Below are 16,682 nucleotides of genomic sequence, written 5' to 3' on the forward strand. Positions count from 1 at the left end.
GTTTACTTTCTATCCATATCGATGACGGAAATTTCATAAATCGAGGGCAGGTTCGTCGATTTGATCACCCGGAACCGCAGTGCGTCTGTTTTGTAACGCCTTGGCAAGCGGATCACCTTGCAATCCCCCATCGGTTCATTCCCGAGGAAAATCGTCTCCCACCGGCCGTTCTGCCGGATATCCACTGCGTATTCCTGAATGCGGGGCAGCCGGATCTGAGAAAAGCCGTCTTTCCCACTTTTCACATCTTTATATTCGAAAATGCTGATTTTATTGAAGTACTCCAACGGATCCAGGGAGATTTCCAGGCTGGCCAGCGTATCAGCGGAGGCCCAGCGGCTTTCCAGGTTTCCGTCGGTGACACTGCCGGCGCCATATTGCCCTTTATTGTCGGGGTACACACTCGTAGCGGTCGCCGGCCGCCGTTCCGAAATGAATTTCCCGTTTTTGGGCAGCGGCCTCCCCGGCGCGAGGCCCAGGCGCTTGCCAAGATGGATGGCGGCCAGCGCTTCATACTCCCGGATGCGGCCCGTCTGGTCGGGCGGGATATTCACCACCAGACAATTATCATTATGGGTACTCCAGTAAAATTGCTCCTCCAGCTCGTCGGTATCGCGTACCGGCAGCTGCGCCGATTTCTGGAACCAATTCCAGCGGCTGCTCAGGCAGATCGTAGCTTCGAAGGGCAGATAATACGAACCGCCTTTGTGGAGATACTGCTTTTTGTCGAAACGCGTGATGATCTGCGGGTCCCACAGCCGGAAATCCGACGGGAAGTACTGGAAGTAATACTTGTTGTCTTCCGTCATCTTCGCCGGAGGTGTGTAATTCCGTTTCCCCTCTTCGTTCACGATCGTATGGTTGACGCTCACGGCGCAGGCGGGATTATACTTTTTCACCAAAGCATATAACTGATCGATGCCCCAGTCTTCCGGCCTGCGGTCCCAGCCGCCGTCGAGCCACAGTTCGCAAACAGGGCCGTAACTGGTGAAAAGCTCAGTGAGCTGGTTCTTCATGTAATCGATGTAAACCTGCGGGTTTTTATCCTTGTAGGATGGCGCATGGCGGTCCCACAGCGAATAGTACATCGCGAACTGCAGGCCGTATTTCTTGCAGGCCTGGGCCACGGCTTTCACCACATCTGTTTTCACAGGCGAGGACGCAACGTCGTACTCAGTGTACTTGCTGTCCCACAGGCAGAATCCGTCGTGGTGCTTGGTGATGAGCAGCACGTAACGGAATCCCGCATCCCTGGCGGTTCTTACCCATTGTTCGGGATCCAGCTGCGTGGGATTGTAGGTATCAACGGGGATAGACCCGTCCGACCATTCCACATCGGCGAACGTGTTAACGCCGAAGTGGATGAACATACCGTATCCCCTTTTAATCATCGCCTGCTGGGCAACACTGGGTTTGTTGCCCGGAACCTGCTGGGCCGTGGCGCTCAGCGCCGCGAGCATACCCATCAGCGCGGCGGCCCATCTTTTTGTGAAATTTTGCATGGATTGTAAATACTTGCTGGTTGACATTTTACCGGCAGATATGTTATCTGCGCATCAAAATAGGGAACGGAAGGATTAGTCGTCCGCTTCCCTTCAGATTATGGGAGCAATTGTGAATTTAGCATGCTTCCACCCGCAAATCTACCCGCTCACGCCCGGGTTTCCTACGCGGATATAATGGAATCATGAGCGTATATTAGCATACTATTGGAATCGGTTGCAATAATAAGTGCAATACAAATCCAGATTTTTGATACAAGCCACTGGTTTTCCATTTATATTAGCATGCAGTAACCGACGGAATATGAAGCCAGTATTCACCAAGATCCAGGAAGAAGCGCAAATGGGTGTGTTTGCCATGCGCGAGATCGATCTTCCTTATTTTTCCACGGAGTTCCATTTCCATAAGGAATGCCAGCTGGTGTATGTAGTAGAAAGTGAAGGCCGGCGCATCATCGGCGACAGCGTTGAAAATTTCAACAGTGATGAACTGATTTTGCTGGGGCCGGATATTCCGCACGTCTGGCATAACGACAATCAATATTTCGACCGCAACAGTTACAGGCACGCCAAATCCGTGGCGCTTTTCATCCAGCCGGAAAAACTGGTGTCCGCGTTGTCGCAATTCGGATTGGGCAGGCAAGCGGAAAACCTGCTGAAGAAATCGGCGCGGGGGATGAAGTTTTCGGGGCAGGCGAAGAAATCGCTGAAAGAATTACTGATGCAGATGACCGGGCAAACGCCGTTCGCGCAGCTCATTTCCTTCATGCGCGTACTCGAAATCCTTACCCGCACGCGGGAATACGAGCTGCTCGCCAGCGAAGGATATGTGAATACCTACCAGATGAAGGATAACGACCGCATCGACAGGGTGTTTAAACATGTATTCGAAAATTTCAAAACGGATATGCAGCTCGACGACGTGGCCCGCATGGTGAATATGAACAAGCAGGCGTTCTGCCGGTATTTCAAGGGGCGGACACAGAAAACGTTCGTGCAGTTCGTCAACGAAGTGCGGATCGGCCACGCCTGCAAGCTCCTGGCCGAAGGTGACCTCGCGATATCCGGGCTGGCCTATGAATGCGGGTTCAACAGCCTGTCCAACTTCAACCGTTTTTTCCGGGAGATCAAACACATGACGCCGCGGGAATATATCCGTTCCCTGCCGGATTGATATTTTACCAACTTTCACACCGAAAAACCGAATACACTACTTTTTATTGAATTACCTTATGAAAGCACATTTCCTATTGCCAGTACTTACCCGGTGAATAACCGCGGTGCCGTGGTGGCTACCGGAAAGGTATACACGGAGATGGTTACGAAAAAGGAATTGCCGGTGCAGGCGGCGAATTATTATATGCCGGGGGGATTTGTAGCATATCGCCTGAAGGGGATATTGCGAGGCTGTTTTAATAGTAGTTGTCACCCGTTTTTATCCGGGTACCAGGCGGAGCAACATTTCGCGATGCGCAAGCCCGTCCAATTACTTTTGAGACAGCCTTTTCTTTGTATTGGGTAAGTTTATCCTATCGGGGAATCCAGGATAGCCTGTTCGAATGCGGCTTCGAGGGGCAAGTAGGGTGGCGGGCAAACGTTGCGGCCTACAATCTTGAAAGCACCGGCATCATTCAGCTGGATATGAAAACGCGCCTCCTTTCCTTCCCAGGGAACGTACACCTGGTACAGCTGCTTGTGTACGCAGTTCATCGTTACAAATCGGACGCGCACCGTTTCTCCGTTGACTTCAAACTCTTTATCGAAACTCCTGATTAACTTCCAGCCTAATGAACTCATGTGTCTTAAAATGAAGGACAAATGTAGCCAAAAAATGATTTTCCCGCCAAAACTTGCTTACTTAATCGTTTAAGCATATATTTATTTTATGAAGAAGAAAGTCTCGCTCAAGGACATTGCGCAGGAGGCCGGGGTATCCACGGCGCTCGTCTCCTACGTTATGACCAATAAGGAAGAGAAAGCCAGGGTGGGACGAGAAATGGCGCGCAAGATCCGCAAGATCGCGCAGAAACTCAATTATCAGCCCAATCACCTTGCCCGCAGCCTGAAAAGCGGCCGGTCGGATACCATCGGGCTGATCGTGGCCGACATTTCCAACCCCTTCTTCGGCCACATCGCCCGCACCATCGAAGATGAGGCCAAACAACACAACTACACCGTCATCTTCGGCAGTTCGGATGAGAACGTGGACAAATCCGGCGACCTGATCAACGCTTTGCTAAACCGGCAGGTCGATGGGCTGATCGTGATCCCGGCGGAAGGATCCGAACAACAAATCCGCCGGCTCAAAGAGCGGCATGTTCCGTTCGTGCTCATGGACCGCCCTTTCCCCGACGTAGACGCCAGCAGCATCAGCATCAACAACGCCGGGGCGGCTTACGAAGCTGTAAAACACCTGCTGCTTTCAGGCAGGAGGCGCGTTGGCATGATCGCCTACAAAACCGGGCTGCACCATATTGCGGAGCGCCGCAGTGGTTACACGCAAGCCCTCAGCGATTACGGCCTTGAAAAAGAAAAACGGATCAAACTTGCGCGGTATTCCCACCTCCGCGACGATATCCGCAAAGCGATCGACCAGCTTACCGGCGGCAAACATCCCGCGGATGCGCTGTTCTTCGCCACCAACAGCCTTGCCATCGAAGGGCTGCGGTATATCAGCGAGCTGGGAATCAGCGTGCCGGAGCAACTGGCCGTGGTGAGCTTCGACGAAAGCGAAGCCTTCGATCTATTCCACGCGCCTGTTACCTACATCCGGCAACCGATCCGGGAAATGGGCAAAGCGGCCGTGCGCCTGCTGCTGGAACAGATCCGCGACGGCGACAAGCCTACGGAAGCCATTTGCCTCGATGCGGAACTGATAGTGCGGCAATCGACCGCGAAAAAGTAAAATCGAATTCCACTGGTATGCCACGTGAACGAGGACAGCGAATGAAAGGGGCGCTTTATCGATCAAGCGAAAAACCTTCAAACAATACACATTATGAAAACACTGCTCCTTCTCTCCTTTTGCGCCTGCCTGGCACTTTTATCGGCAGCGCAACAGCCTTTCAACGGACTGGATATGAACATGGGCAACCTGCACCGCCTGTCCGACGCCAAAACCCGCTCCATTTCTCCTGAAAACTTCACCGGCGAGCCCGGCAAAGGCGGCATGGCCACGCTCGAACAGGGCAACGCCCGCAACGCCGCGCGCGACCTCGGCCAGGGCTGGAAAGTGAACCCCTACGTACACATCGAGCCCGGACAAACTTTCACCCTCGCCGAAATCAATGGCTCCGGCGCGATCCAGCACATCTGGATGACCCCTACCGGCAACTGGCGATATTCCATCCTCCGTTTTTATTGGGACGACGAAACCACGCCCAGCGTGGAAGTGCCCGTGGGAGATTTCTTCGGGATGGGCTGGGGAGAATATGCGCAACTCAGCTCGCTGGCGGTGACCGTGAATCCCGGCAGCGCCTTCAACTGCTACTGGACCATGCCCTTCCGCAAGAAGTGCAAAATCACCATGGAAAATATTAACACGGAAAGAATGACGCTGTATTACCAGGTTGACTATACGTTGACGCAGGTACCGGAAGACGCGGCCTACTTTCATGCGCAATTCCGCCGCAACAATCCCGTGAAAGACGCTGAATTCACGCTGGCAGACGGAATTAAAGGGAAAGGGCACTACGTAGGCACCTACATGGCCTGGGGCGTGAATAACAACGGCTGGTGGGGAGAGGGCGAGATTAAATTTTTCATGGACGGCGACAACAAGTTCCCGACCATTTGCGGCACCGGCACGGAAGATTACTTCTGCGGGTCTTACAACTTCGACAACAAAGGCAAATACCAGGAATTCACGACCCCATACGCGGGATTGCACCAGGTTATCCGTCCGGATGGATTGTATAAATCGCAGCAGCGCTTCGGGCTGTACCGCTGGCATATTATGGACCCGGTGCGCTTCGACAAGGATTTGAAAATTACCATCCAGGACCTGGGCTGGCGCAGTGGCGGGCGGTATCTCCCCCAGCAGTCGGACATCAGTTCGGTCGTGTTCTGGTACCAGCGCGAGCCGCATGCGCCATTCCCGAAGCTGCAGCCGAAAGACCAGCTGGAAGTGAATTGATTTGACATCGCAAACAAAGTTGACATTATGAATAATATTGGATTACAGTTGATAGGAAACGAATGGCGGGGTGAAGGCACCCCAAGCTTCCGCGCCTGGGCCCCCCAGCAACAGCAATGGCTGCCGCAGGAATTCCGGGAAAGCACACCGGATGAGATCAGCCAGGCGGTAACGCTGGCGGAGGAAGCGTTTCATGTTTACAAGAAAACCTCCGCCCGGGAGCGCGCCGCTTTCCTGAAGGCCATCGCCACCGGGCTGGAATCCCTCGGAGAAGGGCTCCTGAACACTGCATCAGAAGAAAGCGGCCTGCCGCTGGCGAGGCTGCAGGGCGAGCGCGACCGCACCACCAATCAGTTGCGGCTTTTCGCGGGCATGATCGAAGAGGGTTCGTGGGTCAATGCCCGCATCGACCGTGGCACGCCCGATATCCGGCAGATGCAGATCCCGCTTGGGCCGGTGGCCGTTTTCGGGGCGAGCAACTTCCCGCTGGCATTTTCCGTTGCCGGCGGCGATACCGCGGCAGCACTGGCCGCCGGCTGTCCCGTGATCTGCAAAGCCCATCCCGCACACCCGCACACCTCACACCTCGTGGCAGAAGTGATCCGCCAGGCTGCGCAATCCACCCGTATGCCCGAAGGCGTTTTCAGCCTGCTGCATGGCGCTACGGCAGACACCGGGCAGCGTATCGCGCAACATCCCCTGCTCCGCGCCATCGCGTTCACTGGGTCTTTCGGCGGCGGGAAAGCGCTTTACCAGACCGCTTCGCAACGGCCCGTGCCCATTCCCGTTTATGCGGAGATGGGCAGCGTGAATCCGGTTTTCGTATTACCCGAAATGTTACGCGTTAACGCGGAAGCTTTCGCCGCGCAATATCTCCAGTCGCTTACGCTCGGTGTGGGCCAGTTCTGCACCAATCCCGGCGTGCTGGTTGTTGCGGGCGACGCCGGTCCGCTGATGGCTGCCCTGCAGCAAGGGATCGCCCAGCTGAAGGCTGGCGTGATGCTTACGCCGGGCATCCTATCCGCTTACCAGTCAGGCTTGCAGCGGATGGCCGGGCAGGGCGCCCTGCCGGTAGGGAAAGCCCCGGAAGAAACCGGAAAAGCCGCGCCGGTCGTGATGCATACCGTATTCAGCAACGTTATCGGCAACCCGGCGATCCTGCATGAAGTGTTCGGCCCCGCCGGGTTGGTGGTGCAATGCAGCAACACCGATGAGCTGCACGCTTTTGCCGCCTCCCTGGAAGGCCAGCTGACCGCCACCATCCACGGCACACCCGCCGACCTCGAAGCGCATGCCGGGCTGGTGGATGTTCTACGCGAGAAAGCCGGCCGCCTCCTCGTCAACGGTTTCCCAACGGGCGTGGCGGTGAACCATGCGATGGTGCACGGCGGCCCCTGGCCCGCGGCAACGCCTGCTGCCGGTACGTCCGTGGGCACGGGGTCTATTTACCGTTTTACCCGGCCGGTATGCTTCCAGGATTTCCCGGAGGGCCTGCTGCCGGAAGCGCTCCGCAACGAAAACCCGCTCCGGATCTGGCGCCTGGCCAACGGAGACTGGTCGCGCGAGGCGCTTTCCTGATGATCCCGATTTATTTACCAAACCCTCATACCACACGTTATGGACCTTGGCTTACAGGACAAAATTATTATCGTAACCGGCGGCGCCAAAGGCATTGGCGCCGCCATTTCCGCCGTACTGGCGCAGGAAGGCGCTGTGCCCGTCATCATCGGCCGGAGCGAAACCGACAACCTGCAGCATCTTTCCCAAATTCAATCCATGGGCGGCAAAGGCTGGCAGGTAGCCGCGGAACTTACGGACCCGGAAGCCTGCAAACGCGCCGTGGAAGCCGTTGCGAAAAAATTCGGGCGGATCGACGGGCTCGTGAACAATGCCGGCATCAACGACGGCGTAGGGCTTGCTTCCGGATCGTACGAAGGATTCATGCAATCGCTGCACCGTAACCTCGTCCATTATTACCTGATGGCGCACCATGCATTGCCTTTGCTGAAAGAAAGCCGCGGTTCCATCGTCAACATCAGTTCCAAAACCGCGGAAACCGGCCAGGGTAACACCTCTGCCTATGCGGCGGCCAACGGCGGCAGGAACGCCCTCACCCGCGAATGGGCGGTGGAACTGCTGCCCTGGAGCATCCGCGTCAACGCCATTATCGTCGCGGAATCCTGGACTCCGCTGTATGAAAACTGGATCAATACTTTCGAAGACAGGGAAACCAAACTCAAAGGCATCGTATCCCGCATACCGCTGGAAAACAGGATGACCACGCCGGAAGAGATCGCAGGAATGGCCGCGTTCCTGCTTTCCTCCCAATCCAGCCATACCACCGGTCAGCTCATTCACGTAGATGGCGGGTACGTCCATCTCGACCGTGCATTACAATCTCCTCAACCTTAAATTCTCATGCGCCAGCAAACACTCCAGATTCATCCCGCCGACAACGTCATCGTAGCCCTGCAAGACGTTCCCAAAGGTGCGGCGTTAAGCGGCGTCACCGCGCTCCGCGACGTGTCCGCCAAACATAAACTGACGACAACATTCATCCCCAAAGACGGCGACATCATTATGTACGGCGTGCTCGTAGGGCATGCCAACGAAGACCTCCCGGCCGGGGAACTCATCACCACCGCCAACATCCGCCACGCATCCGGCAATTTCGGTGTTCGCACGGAGCGGCAAACCCAATGGAACCAACCGGATGTTGCGGCGTGGAAAGACCGCAGCTTCCTCGGGTACCACCGTACCGACGGCCGCGTAGGTACCGGCAATTACTGGATCATCCTGCCGCTGGTGTTCTGCGAAAACAGGAACGTGCAGCTGTTACACGAAACGCTGATCAAAGGGCTCGGCTATCATAAAGGCAATCCCTACGAAACCCTCCTGCACGAAATGCTTCACGGCAACGCAGGCGCTTCCGCGCACAACGGCGTCAATTCCCAGCGCCCCTTCCCTAATATTACCGGGATCAAACTGCTGACGCACACGATGGGCTGCGGTGGAACGAAAGACGACACCCGCGCCCTTTGCGGACTGCTGGCCGGTTACGTGACGCACCCCAACGTTGCGGGCGCCACAGTGCTGAGCCTGGGTTGCCAGAATGCGCAGATCAGCATGCTGCGAGAAGAAATTGAAAAAAGATCGCCGGGATACGACCGTCCGCTCGCGATCCTCGAACAGCAACAGGAAGGAACGGAAAAGGCATTGATGGAACAGGCCATGCGCCAGACGTTCGACGGCCTCGCAAAAGCCAACGCACAGGAGCGCCAGCCCGCGCCGCTCAGCAAACTGATCGTGGGCATGGAGTGCGGCGGCAGCGACGGGTTTTCAGGCATTTCCGCCAATCCGGCCGTGGGCAAGGTGGCCGACAGGATCGTGGCGCTTGGGGGATCGGTGATTCTATCCGAATTCCCGGAACTATGCGGCGTAGAGCAGGAACTCAGCGACCGCTGCACCAGTATGGAACTGGCGGAGAAATATACCGGCCTGATGAAAACATACGCCAGCCGCGCGGAAGCCGTGGGCTCGGGGTTCGATTCCAATCCATCCGCCGGCAACATCCGCGACGGTCTTATTACCGACGCTATCAAATCCGCCGGTGCAGCAAGGAAAGGAGGCTCCTCCCCTGTTACCGACGTGATCGATTATCCCGGGTGGGTACAGCGGCCGGGGCTGGCATTGCTCTGCACGCCCGGCAGCGATGTGGAATCCACCACGGCTGAAGTGGGCGCGCATGCGAACGTGGTGCTTTTTACCACCGGGCTTGGTACACCTACCGGCAACCCGGTAACGCCGGTTTTGAAGCTGTCCACCAATTCGCGCCTGGCGGCTAAAATGCCGGATATCATCGACCTCGATACCGGGCCGGTCATCAATGGCGACGAAACCCTCGACCAGGCGGCCGACCGGATCATGGAGCTGCTCATATATTCCGCCAGCGGCCATTACACCGCCAAAGCGCAGGTTTTGGAACAGGATGACTTCATCCCCTGGAAACGCGGCGTTTCCCTTTAACCTATAATCTAACCTTATGAAACCATTCTTCATGGCATGCTTACTTACCGCCGGGATCGCAGGCTGCCAGCCTTCTCCCGGCGACTCATCCGGAAAGCCCTCCAACTTCGGCGAAGACGCCGCTTTCCTCCGGCAGCATCTCAAAAACGTGGTGGTACTGCAACTCCCGGGCGACAGCAGCCGCGTGCTCGTTACCGGCGATTACCAGGCGCGTGTGATGACCAGTTCCGCAAACGGCGATACCGGCAACAGTTTCGGCTGGATCAATTACGACCTGGTGGCTTCCGGCAAGCTGGCGCCGCACATCAACGCCTTCGGCGGGGAAGAGCGCTTCTGGCTCGGGCCCGAAGGCGGCCAATACGCGCTGTTCTTCCCTCCAGGGAAGCCCTACACGTTCGACAACTGGCAAACGCCCGGGCTCATCGATACCGCACATTACGAAGTTCGGTCGGAAACGCCCGGCGAAGTATCGTACGCCTATGCCGGCAGCATTCAAAACCATGCGGGCTATACTTTTCACCTCGGAGTAGAGCGCACCATCCGCCTCCTCGACCGTCAGCACACCGGCGAAAGGCTTGGGTTCATCATACCTGACGGGCTGCGCAGCGTAGCGTATGAAACGGAAAACGTCATCACCAACGCAGGCGACAGCGCATGGCAGGAACAATCCGGACTCCCGAGCATCTGGCTGCTGGGCATGTTCAAACCTTCGGACCAGACGGCCGTGATTGCGCCTTTCCAGCCCGGCGCCGATGCGCGCGGCCAGATCACCGACGATTACTTCGGGAAAATACCCGTCCGCAACCTGCAGGTGAGCGACAGCGTGCTGCTCTTCCGTGCCGACGGGAATGCCCGCGGCAAGCTGGGCATCGCACCCGGCATCGCGAAACCGGGTGCGGGCAGCATCGACCTCGCCAACAATTCCATCACCGTGCTCCTTTACACGGTGGAACCGGAAGGGAAATATGTGAATTCGAAGTGGGAAGACCAGGCAGAACCTTACAAAGGCGATGCCGTGAACTGTTACAATGACGGTCCGTTGGAAGACGGCACGCAGATGGGACCATTCTATGAAGTGGAATCGTCTTCCGACGCGCGGGCGCTGAAGCCCGGGGAATCGCTGCGGTACCGGCAGGTCACGATGCACTTCGAAGGCGAGCCTCCGGCACTGCAAGCCCTCGCATCCCAATTGTGGCAACTTCCGCTGGATTCCGTCCGGCAATTCCTTCAACAAAAATAATCCCGACATGAACTGTTTCCGCATTTATAAAACATCCAAAGGCATCATTGTACAGCATGAAGCCGGCTATTATGCAGGCACATCCGGCTGGAATGAATTCGTGAACCGAAAGGGCTTGTACGCCGCCATCTTATCCGAAATCCCTTCCATGCAACCATTGGCGAAGCATGATGCGGAAGAAGCGATCGCCAGGGGGCTGGAAGCGCCTATTTCCACCCAGGAAGTATGGGCGGCGGGCGTTACCTATTACAGGAGCCGCACGGCGCGGATGGAAGAATCCGAGGATTCGGGAGGCGCCACCTTCTACGATAAAGTGTATGTCGCAGAAAGGCCTGAACTGTTCTTCAAAGCCACGCCCAACCGCGTCTCGGGCCACGGGCAGGTCGTATATATCCGCAGCGATTCGAAGTGGGATGTTCCCGAACCGGAACTGACGCTTTTCATCTCTTCGCATGGCACCATCGAAGGGTATACCATCGGCAACGATATGAGCTCCCGCAGCATCGAAGGGGAAAACCCGCTGTACCTGCCGCAGGCGAAAGTCTATGAAAAATGCGCCGGCCTCGGCCCCTGCCTGCTCGTTCCGGAAGCACCCATCCCGCAAGACACCGTTATCAGCATGTCCATCTTCCGCGAAGGAACGATCCGGTATAACGACAGCGTGCCCATCAGCCAGATGAAACGCGGACATGCGGAACTGGTCGGATTCCTGTTCCGCGGCTGCGCCTTCCCCGACGGTTGTTTCCTGATGACCGGCACCTGCCTCGTGCCCGACAATAACTTCACGCTGCAAGACAACGACCGCGTAGAAATCAGCATCGACCACATCGGCACCTTGATCAACGAAGTGCAAACCCTTCGCTGATCCTGCACAACCAACTCCATACAGCAAAGCCGCGGATCCCGCGGCTTTGCATCAAACAAAAAAACCAAATCACCAACCGGTCAGTACACGTACGCCGGCGGGGTGATACCCTGGCACCGCAGGTACACAGTCACCTGCCCCTGTGGTGCGTAATATGGTGTTGCGGAGATCTCCTCCGGGGCAGTTCCCCGTTGGTGCTCCTTCCCCGGCACGCCGCCGCTTGGCAGCAGCGACGGAAAAACAATGCGGTAGTATCCTTTGATAAATTACTGCAGGACGGTGACATCCCTATGTCAGGAGCCTCCTTGGATTTGTGCGACAAACGTTATAATTTGGGGAAAATTGGAAACCTTTTTCATGCTACTTAACCATCTCGACATTCAATTCCGCTATCCCATCGAAGGATTCCCCACAGAACTGACACTCACTGCACGCGTTACCTGGAACACAAGCCAACACTGCTATTTACTGAGCAATATCCGTCTGCCCGGAAGCGCCGGCAGCCCGGTCATCCCTGCTACCCAGCTGCGCAAGCAATGCGACAAATGGGTGCATCCCGACAGCGACCGTGCCTCCGTGCTCACCGAATCCGCAGGAGCCGCCATCGAAGCCGCGGAAGCCGGGAAACTGGCGCACCTGAACGACAGCTGCCCCCAACTCGGCTTTTACCTCGACAAGGCCATGGAAACCGCCAAAGCGGACTTCGGGAACATCCAGTTGTTCAACCCCGCTTACCGGTCGCTGACGATCGTTACGCAAAGGGGCTTCAACCGTGACTTCCTGGCGCATTTCAAGGTGGTAACGGCCGCGGACAATTCCGCCTGCGGCCAGGCTCTCAGAACGGGCGAACCTTACATCATTGCAGATATAGCCCAGTCGCAGAGCTTCGCGCCGCACCGGCACATCGCGGAGCAAGCGGGCTACCGGTCGGTTATCTCCACGCCGGTGGTGGCGGGCAACCGGTTCATCGGCATGCTCTCCACCCATTCCAGCCAACCGAATTGGCAATGGAACCTCCGCGAACAACGGGAAATCGCTTCCGACCTGGGCCTTTGCCTCGAAGGAAGGATCCCCTAAGCCTCAGGTACTTTCCAGTAAGTACACGATCAGCAGCACACTCACCAGGAAAATAAAACAGGTCAGCCCCGTCAGCAGGCCGGAAGAATGGCCATAAGTCCCCTCGTTCAGCTGCTTCTCGATATTCCGGTAGCGGAACCATGAAAAAATCACTGTGGCCGCCCCTACCGCCACGAGCGTGATGCCCGCCACGGCCGAAAGCCCGGGAGATTTCACCACAAGATCCTTTCCCAGCATGAGCGAAAACTGTTTCACGAAAAGTGAAAACTTCACGACCACGAATCCGAACGCCATGATCCCGATGCTGGTACGCACCCATGCCAGGAAAGTACGCTCGTTGGCGAGATGGTCGTTGGGCCCGCCGAATTTCTTAGGTTCCATAGTCGGTATTTAAAGGGTATGCAAGTATTTAAAGTTACGAAAATACGTCCGTCAATACCGGGGTGCGGCGGACCAGGCCGACGGGTCTTTCGCCCGGCGGCTTACGCGGCGGAAAATTTATTGCCTTATCCGTTCCAAATCAGTAAATTCGGTCTATAACCTCAAACCTCTCCACGATGCCTTCCGTTTTTGCCCTGCTCGTCGGGGTTGCTGAGTACCATCCTGAATCAGGCGTATCCGGTCTCAACGGTTGCCTGAATGATGTGAAATCCATCCAGGAATATATCCGCAACAGCTTCCCTTCCGACCCATCCGACAACATCCGCATCCTCCTCAACGCCGACGCCACGCGCGACGCCGTGATCAACAATTTCCGGGCGCATCTCTGCGAGCACCCCGCCATCGGCGACGGCGATACCGTATTATTCTATTACAGCGGCCACGGCTCCCACGCCCCCTCGGCCCCTGAATTCACCGCCCTGAACCAGGACAGCCAGGAGCGCGACGAAACGCTCGTGCTCTACGACAGCCGTCTTCCCGGCCATTTCGACCTGGCAGACAAAGAACTGGCCCTTTTGCTTTCCCATATCCCGGGAAAAGCGCATGCCGTGGTGATCCTGGATTCGTGCCATTCCGGTTCCGCCACGCGTTCCATTAAGACCCTCCAGCATTCGGGCCTCGCCAAATTCACCAGCGACGCCGACATACCGCGCCGCCTGGAAGACTATCTTTCCATCGGCGCCACCAGCTATGCCGCCATGCAGGCCAACGGAAAACTGGAAATCCCCGCATCCAGGCACCTCCTCATGGCCGCCTGCGGGCGCCACGAGCTGGCGTATGAAGACGTGATGCCCAGGGGCGTTTTCACCGGATGGCTGACGCGCCTGCTGCGCGAAGCGTCTGGCGGTAAAACGTATGCGCAATTGTATGAATCGCTCTACGCCGTCATCAAGAAAAATGCGAATGCCCAAACGCCCCAGCTGAAAGTATATGGCGGCGCCGATCCCGGCAGGTATTTCCTCCTCCCCGAATGCGATCCGTCCGCTCCTTTGCTGATCTCACGGTTTACGGAAAACGAGTGGACCGTCAACGCCGGCGCGCTGCATGGCATATCCGCGGTGCAAAGTGATTACGCACAGGCGCAGGTGTTGCTCTACAAAACGGCGGGCAGCGAGTCACCTGATTTCGTCGCCGGCATCCAGCGCGTGGGGCTCACCGACAGCGTGCTGCGGATGCCCGAAGGCGCCGACACTTCCGTCCGTTATGCGGCCTCCATCATCAATCTCCCCCACGGCTTTGTATCCTCGTTTCCGGCGATGCCGCGGATGCCGTGATGGCGCTGCTTCCCAGGGATCCCGCCATCTTCTATCATACCCTGCCCGACCGCCATTTCGACTTCCGGCTGGATACGGGCGGCGGCGAGTTGCGCATCTGCGACCGGTTGACCGGGCATCTTGTGCATGGCGTAAAAGGCACAGATGCCGCCGCCTGCAATTATATCGGGGCGGCGCTGGCGCAGATCGGGAAGTGGAAAGCGCTGGAAGCGATGCATCACCCGCAGAGCAATATCCCAAGGAGCGATTTCGATTTCGGGGTGCAGCTGATGGATGAAAACGGTAACTGGCAGGATTGCACCGGCCACGACATCACCATCGATCTTACCGATTCCCGCTCCGAAATCCCGTTCCGGATAAAACTCAATAATACATCTCAGGTCGAATACCATGTGGCGCTGTATCATCTCGCCCCCAACTTCACCATTTCCAAACAAACACCCGATACGGATGCCAGCGTTCTGCGCAACGGCAAGCCACTGGCATTGCTTTGCAACCCGCCCGGCGATTTTCTCACGTTCATGCTCACGGAAGACGATGTGAACGAAGAAACGGAAATCTTCAAGCTCGTGTATTCCCTGTTCCCTTTTTCGGATTATTTCGTGGAAGAAGCACAGGAACTGGAGCGATCCGTCGTTACGCTTGACAGTTCGAAATCACGCGGAATCGGTGGTGCGAAGAAAGGTTTCCGCAAAGACTGGGACGCCCAAACGCTCCGGATCCGCATCGTCCGCAACGGTACTAAGGTGGAGAAAGGGAAAAGCTTTGATAACGGCATGCTTTCCATCGGCACGCAATCCGGGTTCAGGGCGAAGGTGACGGTTACGCCGGCGCGCAACAATGCCAAAGGACTGAATCCCGCGCAGGAATTGCAGTCGATGTTTGAAAGCGCGGAGTTTTCGTTTCTTCCGGTGGCGCCGCCTTCGCGGGGGCTGCCGGCCAATACGGTGGTGGAATTCACCGGGCTGGAAAACGAAGCCTCGCTGGAAAAACACCCGCTGGAAATACAGGTCCGCCAGCCGCTGGAAGACAACGAATCGGTGATGGCCGAAACCATGCAAAACGGGATCGTGTTGCCGCTGGGCTTCCTCGAACCGGATGCGGGCGGCAACCACCGGATGTTCATCCATCATGCCCCAGGGGAGCCTGACGAACGAAGGGCAGCCGGCAAGAGCCCCGTGCGCGCGCTGTGGTTTTGCCTGCTGAAAGTGGTGTTCCGCCGCGACAAAGAAATCTTCCGGCTGCGGCATCTCGAATTCCCGGAAGGCGCGCCGGAATACAGTAAAGAGAAAACCAGCGACAGGATCGGTCAATCGGATAAAATCCTGCTGGTCATCCACGGGATCATCGGCAACACGAAATCGTTATCGGCCAACCTCGGGTCGCTGCTGGAAAGCGGGCGCTACGATTGCATCCTGACATTCGATTATGAAAATCTCAATACCAGCATAGAAGAGATCGCGGAGAAACTGAAGGAAAGGCTCCTGGCCAACGGCATCTCCCCCCACCGGAAGGTCGACATCCTCGCGCATTCGATGGGCGGGCTGGTGAGCCGTTACATGATCGAATCGCTGGGCGGCGACGTGCTGGCCGGCCGCCTTATAATGGCCGGCACACCCAATGCGGGATCCGCGTTCGGGAATGTGGAAGATGTGCGGAAATGGACGGTGCGCGTGCTCACGCTCGCCTGCAATTACGGGAAGCAGTTCCTCGGCGCCTGGGGGCCCTTCCTGGAGATCGTCAACAAAGGGCTAGCGACGGCGGGTTTCCTCACCAAAACACTCGGCCAGATGGATACCGGTTCCGATTTCCTGAAAGGGCTCCACGGGCATGCGCGCGATATTACCACGCGGTATTACCTCCTGGCCGGCGATTCGTCCAAATATAAACTGGAAGCGGCGGACATGGGACTGTTCGAGAAAATCGAACTGGCGGTGGGAAGCGTTTTGTACTGGAAGACGCCGAATGATATCGCCGTTAGCGTGAAAAGCATTATGGACGTGCCGGAAAAATACCTGGAGCGATCCGTCGAAACCGGCGCGCACCACCTCAATTATTTCGACTACAACAGCAGCATCAAATTATTGAAAGAAATGATGGATTAGCCTATGGAGAAATACAA

Annotated in this window: 14 protein-coding genes; 11 read left to right on the top strand and 3 right to left on the bottom strand. The window is 56.7% G+C overall.

The genetic code is table 11. The features are described 5' to 3' along the window. Positions 1–2: 2 nt before the first annotated feature. Positions 3–1,502 carry an alpha-L-fucosidase gene (locus WJU16_RS05820; protein ID WP_341837384.1) on the bottom strand — a complete coding sequence of 500 codons (1,500 nt, stop codon included), beginning with the start codon at positions 1,500–1,502 and terminating at the stop codon, positions 3–5. Between the two features lie 304 nt (positions 1,503–1,806). Between WJU16_RS05820 and WJU16_RS05825 the strand changes: the two genes are divergently transcribed. Next, positions 1,807–2,676, top strand: a complete 870-nt coding sequence (locus WJU16_RS05825; RefSeq protein ID WP_341837385.1) for an AraC family transcriptional regulator — start codon at positions 1,807–1,809, stop codon at positions 2,674–2,676. Positions 2,677–3,026: 350 nt separating this feature from the next. On the opposite strand, the gene WJU16_RS05830 is transcribed toward WJU16_RS05825, so the two are convergent. Then, positions 3,027–3,299 carry a hypothetical protein gene (locus WJU16_RS05830; protein WP_341837386.1) on the bottom strand — a complete coding sequence of 91 codons (273 nt, stop codon included), beginning with the start codon at positions 3,297–3,299 and terminating at the stop codon, positions 3,027–3,029. A gap of 88 nt (positions 3,300–3,387) precedes the next feature. Between WJU16_RS05830 and WJU16_RS05835 the strand changes: the two genes are divergently transcribed. The 8 genes from WJU16_RS05835 to WJU16_RS05870 all read left to right on the top strand — a co-directional run bounded on the left by WJU16_RS05835 (position 3,388) and on the right by WJU16_RS05870 (position 12,845). Beyond that, a complete protein-coding gene (locus tag WJU16_RS05835; protein ID WP_341837387.1) occupies positions 3,388–4,407 on the top strand; it encodes a substrate-binding domain-containing protein in 1,020 nt (339 codons plus the stop codon). A 93-nt stretch (positions 4,408–4,500) separates the two neighbouring features. Next, positions 4,501–5,637 (top strand): glycoside hydrolase family 172 protein, encoded by a 1,137-nt coding sequence (locus WJU16_RS05840; RefSeq protein WP_341837388.1) that lies wholly within the window; start codon positions 4,501–4,503, stop codon positions 5,635–5,637. A 27-nt stretch (positions 5,638–5,664) separates the two neighbouring features. Then, on the top strand, positions 5,665–7,215 hold the full coding sequence (locus WJU16_RS05845; RefSeq protein ID WP_341837389.1) for an aldehyde dehydrogenase (NADP(+)): 1,551 nt from the start codon (positions 5,665–5,667) through the stop codon (positions 7,213–7,215). 39 nt (positions 7,216–7,254) lie between these two features. After that, positions 7,255–8,049: an SDR family oxidoreductase gene (locus tag WJU16_RS05850; protein WP_341837390.1), complete on the top strand. Its 795-nt coding sequence runs from the start codon at positions 7,255–7,257 to the stop codon at positions 8,047–8,049. A gap of 6 nt (positions 8,050–8,055) precedes the next feature. After that, complete coding sequence (locus WJU16_RS05855) at positions 8,056–9,663, top strand: altronate dehydratase family protein (protein WP_341837391.1); 1,608 nt, start codon at positions 8,056–8,058, stop codon at positions 9,661–9,663. 16 nt (positions 9,664–9,679) lie between these two features. After that, complete coding sequence (locus tag WJU16_RS05860) at positions 9,680–10,903, top strand: DUF6786 family protein (RefSeq protein WP_341837392.1); 1,224 nt, start codon at positions 9,680–9,682, stop codon at positions 10,901–10,903. Positions 10,904–10,910: 7 nt separating this feature from the next. Next, a complete protein-coding gene (locus WJU16_RS05865) occupies positions 10,911–11,768 on the top strand; it encodes a fumarylacetoacetate hydrolase family protein (protein WP_341837393.1) in 858 nt (285 codons plus the stop codon). 357 nt (positions 11,769–12,125) lie between these two features. Beyond that, complete coding sequence (locus tag WJU16_RS05870; protein ID WP_341837394.1) at positions 12,126–12,845, top strand: GAF domain-containing protein; 720 nt, start codon at positions 12,126–12,128, stop codon at positions 12,843–12,845. 3 nt (positions 12,846–12,848) lie between these two features. Here the strand turns inward: WJU16_RS05870 and WJU16_RS05875 are convergent, their stop codons facing one another. Further along, entirely contained in the window at positions 12,849–13,226 is a 378-nt protein-coding gene (locus WJU16_RS05875) for a DUF202 domain-containing protein (RefSeq protein WP_341837395.1), read from the bottom strand. Between the two features lie 176 nt (positions 13,227–13,402). Here WJU16_RS05875 and WJU16_RS05880 point away from each other — a divergent pair, with 176 nt between their 5' ends. Both WJU16_RS05880 and WJU16_RS05885 read left to right on the top strand, forming a co-directional pair. Further along, on the top strand, positions 13,403–14,560 hold the full coding sequence (locus tag WJU16_RS05880) for a caspase family protein (RefSeq protein ID WP_341837396.1): 1,158 nt from the start codon (positions 13,403–13,405) through the stop codon (positions 14,558–14,560). Further along, positions 14,557–16,665, top strand: a complete 2,109-nt coding sequence (locus WJU16_RS05885) for a hypothetical protein (RefSeq protein ID WP_341837397.1) — start codon at positions 14,557–14,559, stop codon at positions 16,663–16,665. The genes WJU16_RS05880 and WJU16_RS05885 overlap by 4 nt, the downstream gene beginning before the upstream one ends. The last annotated feature ends 17 nt before the right edge of the window (positions 16,666–16,682 follow it).

The organism is Chitinophaga pollutisoli (assembly GCF_038396755.1).
Lineage (GTDB): Bacteria > Bacteroidota > Bacteroidia > Chitinophagales > Chitinophagaceae > Chitinophaga > Chitinophaga pollutisoli.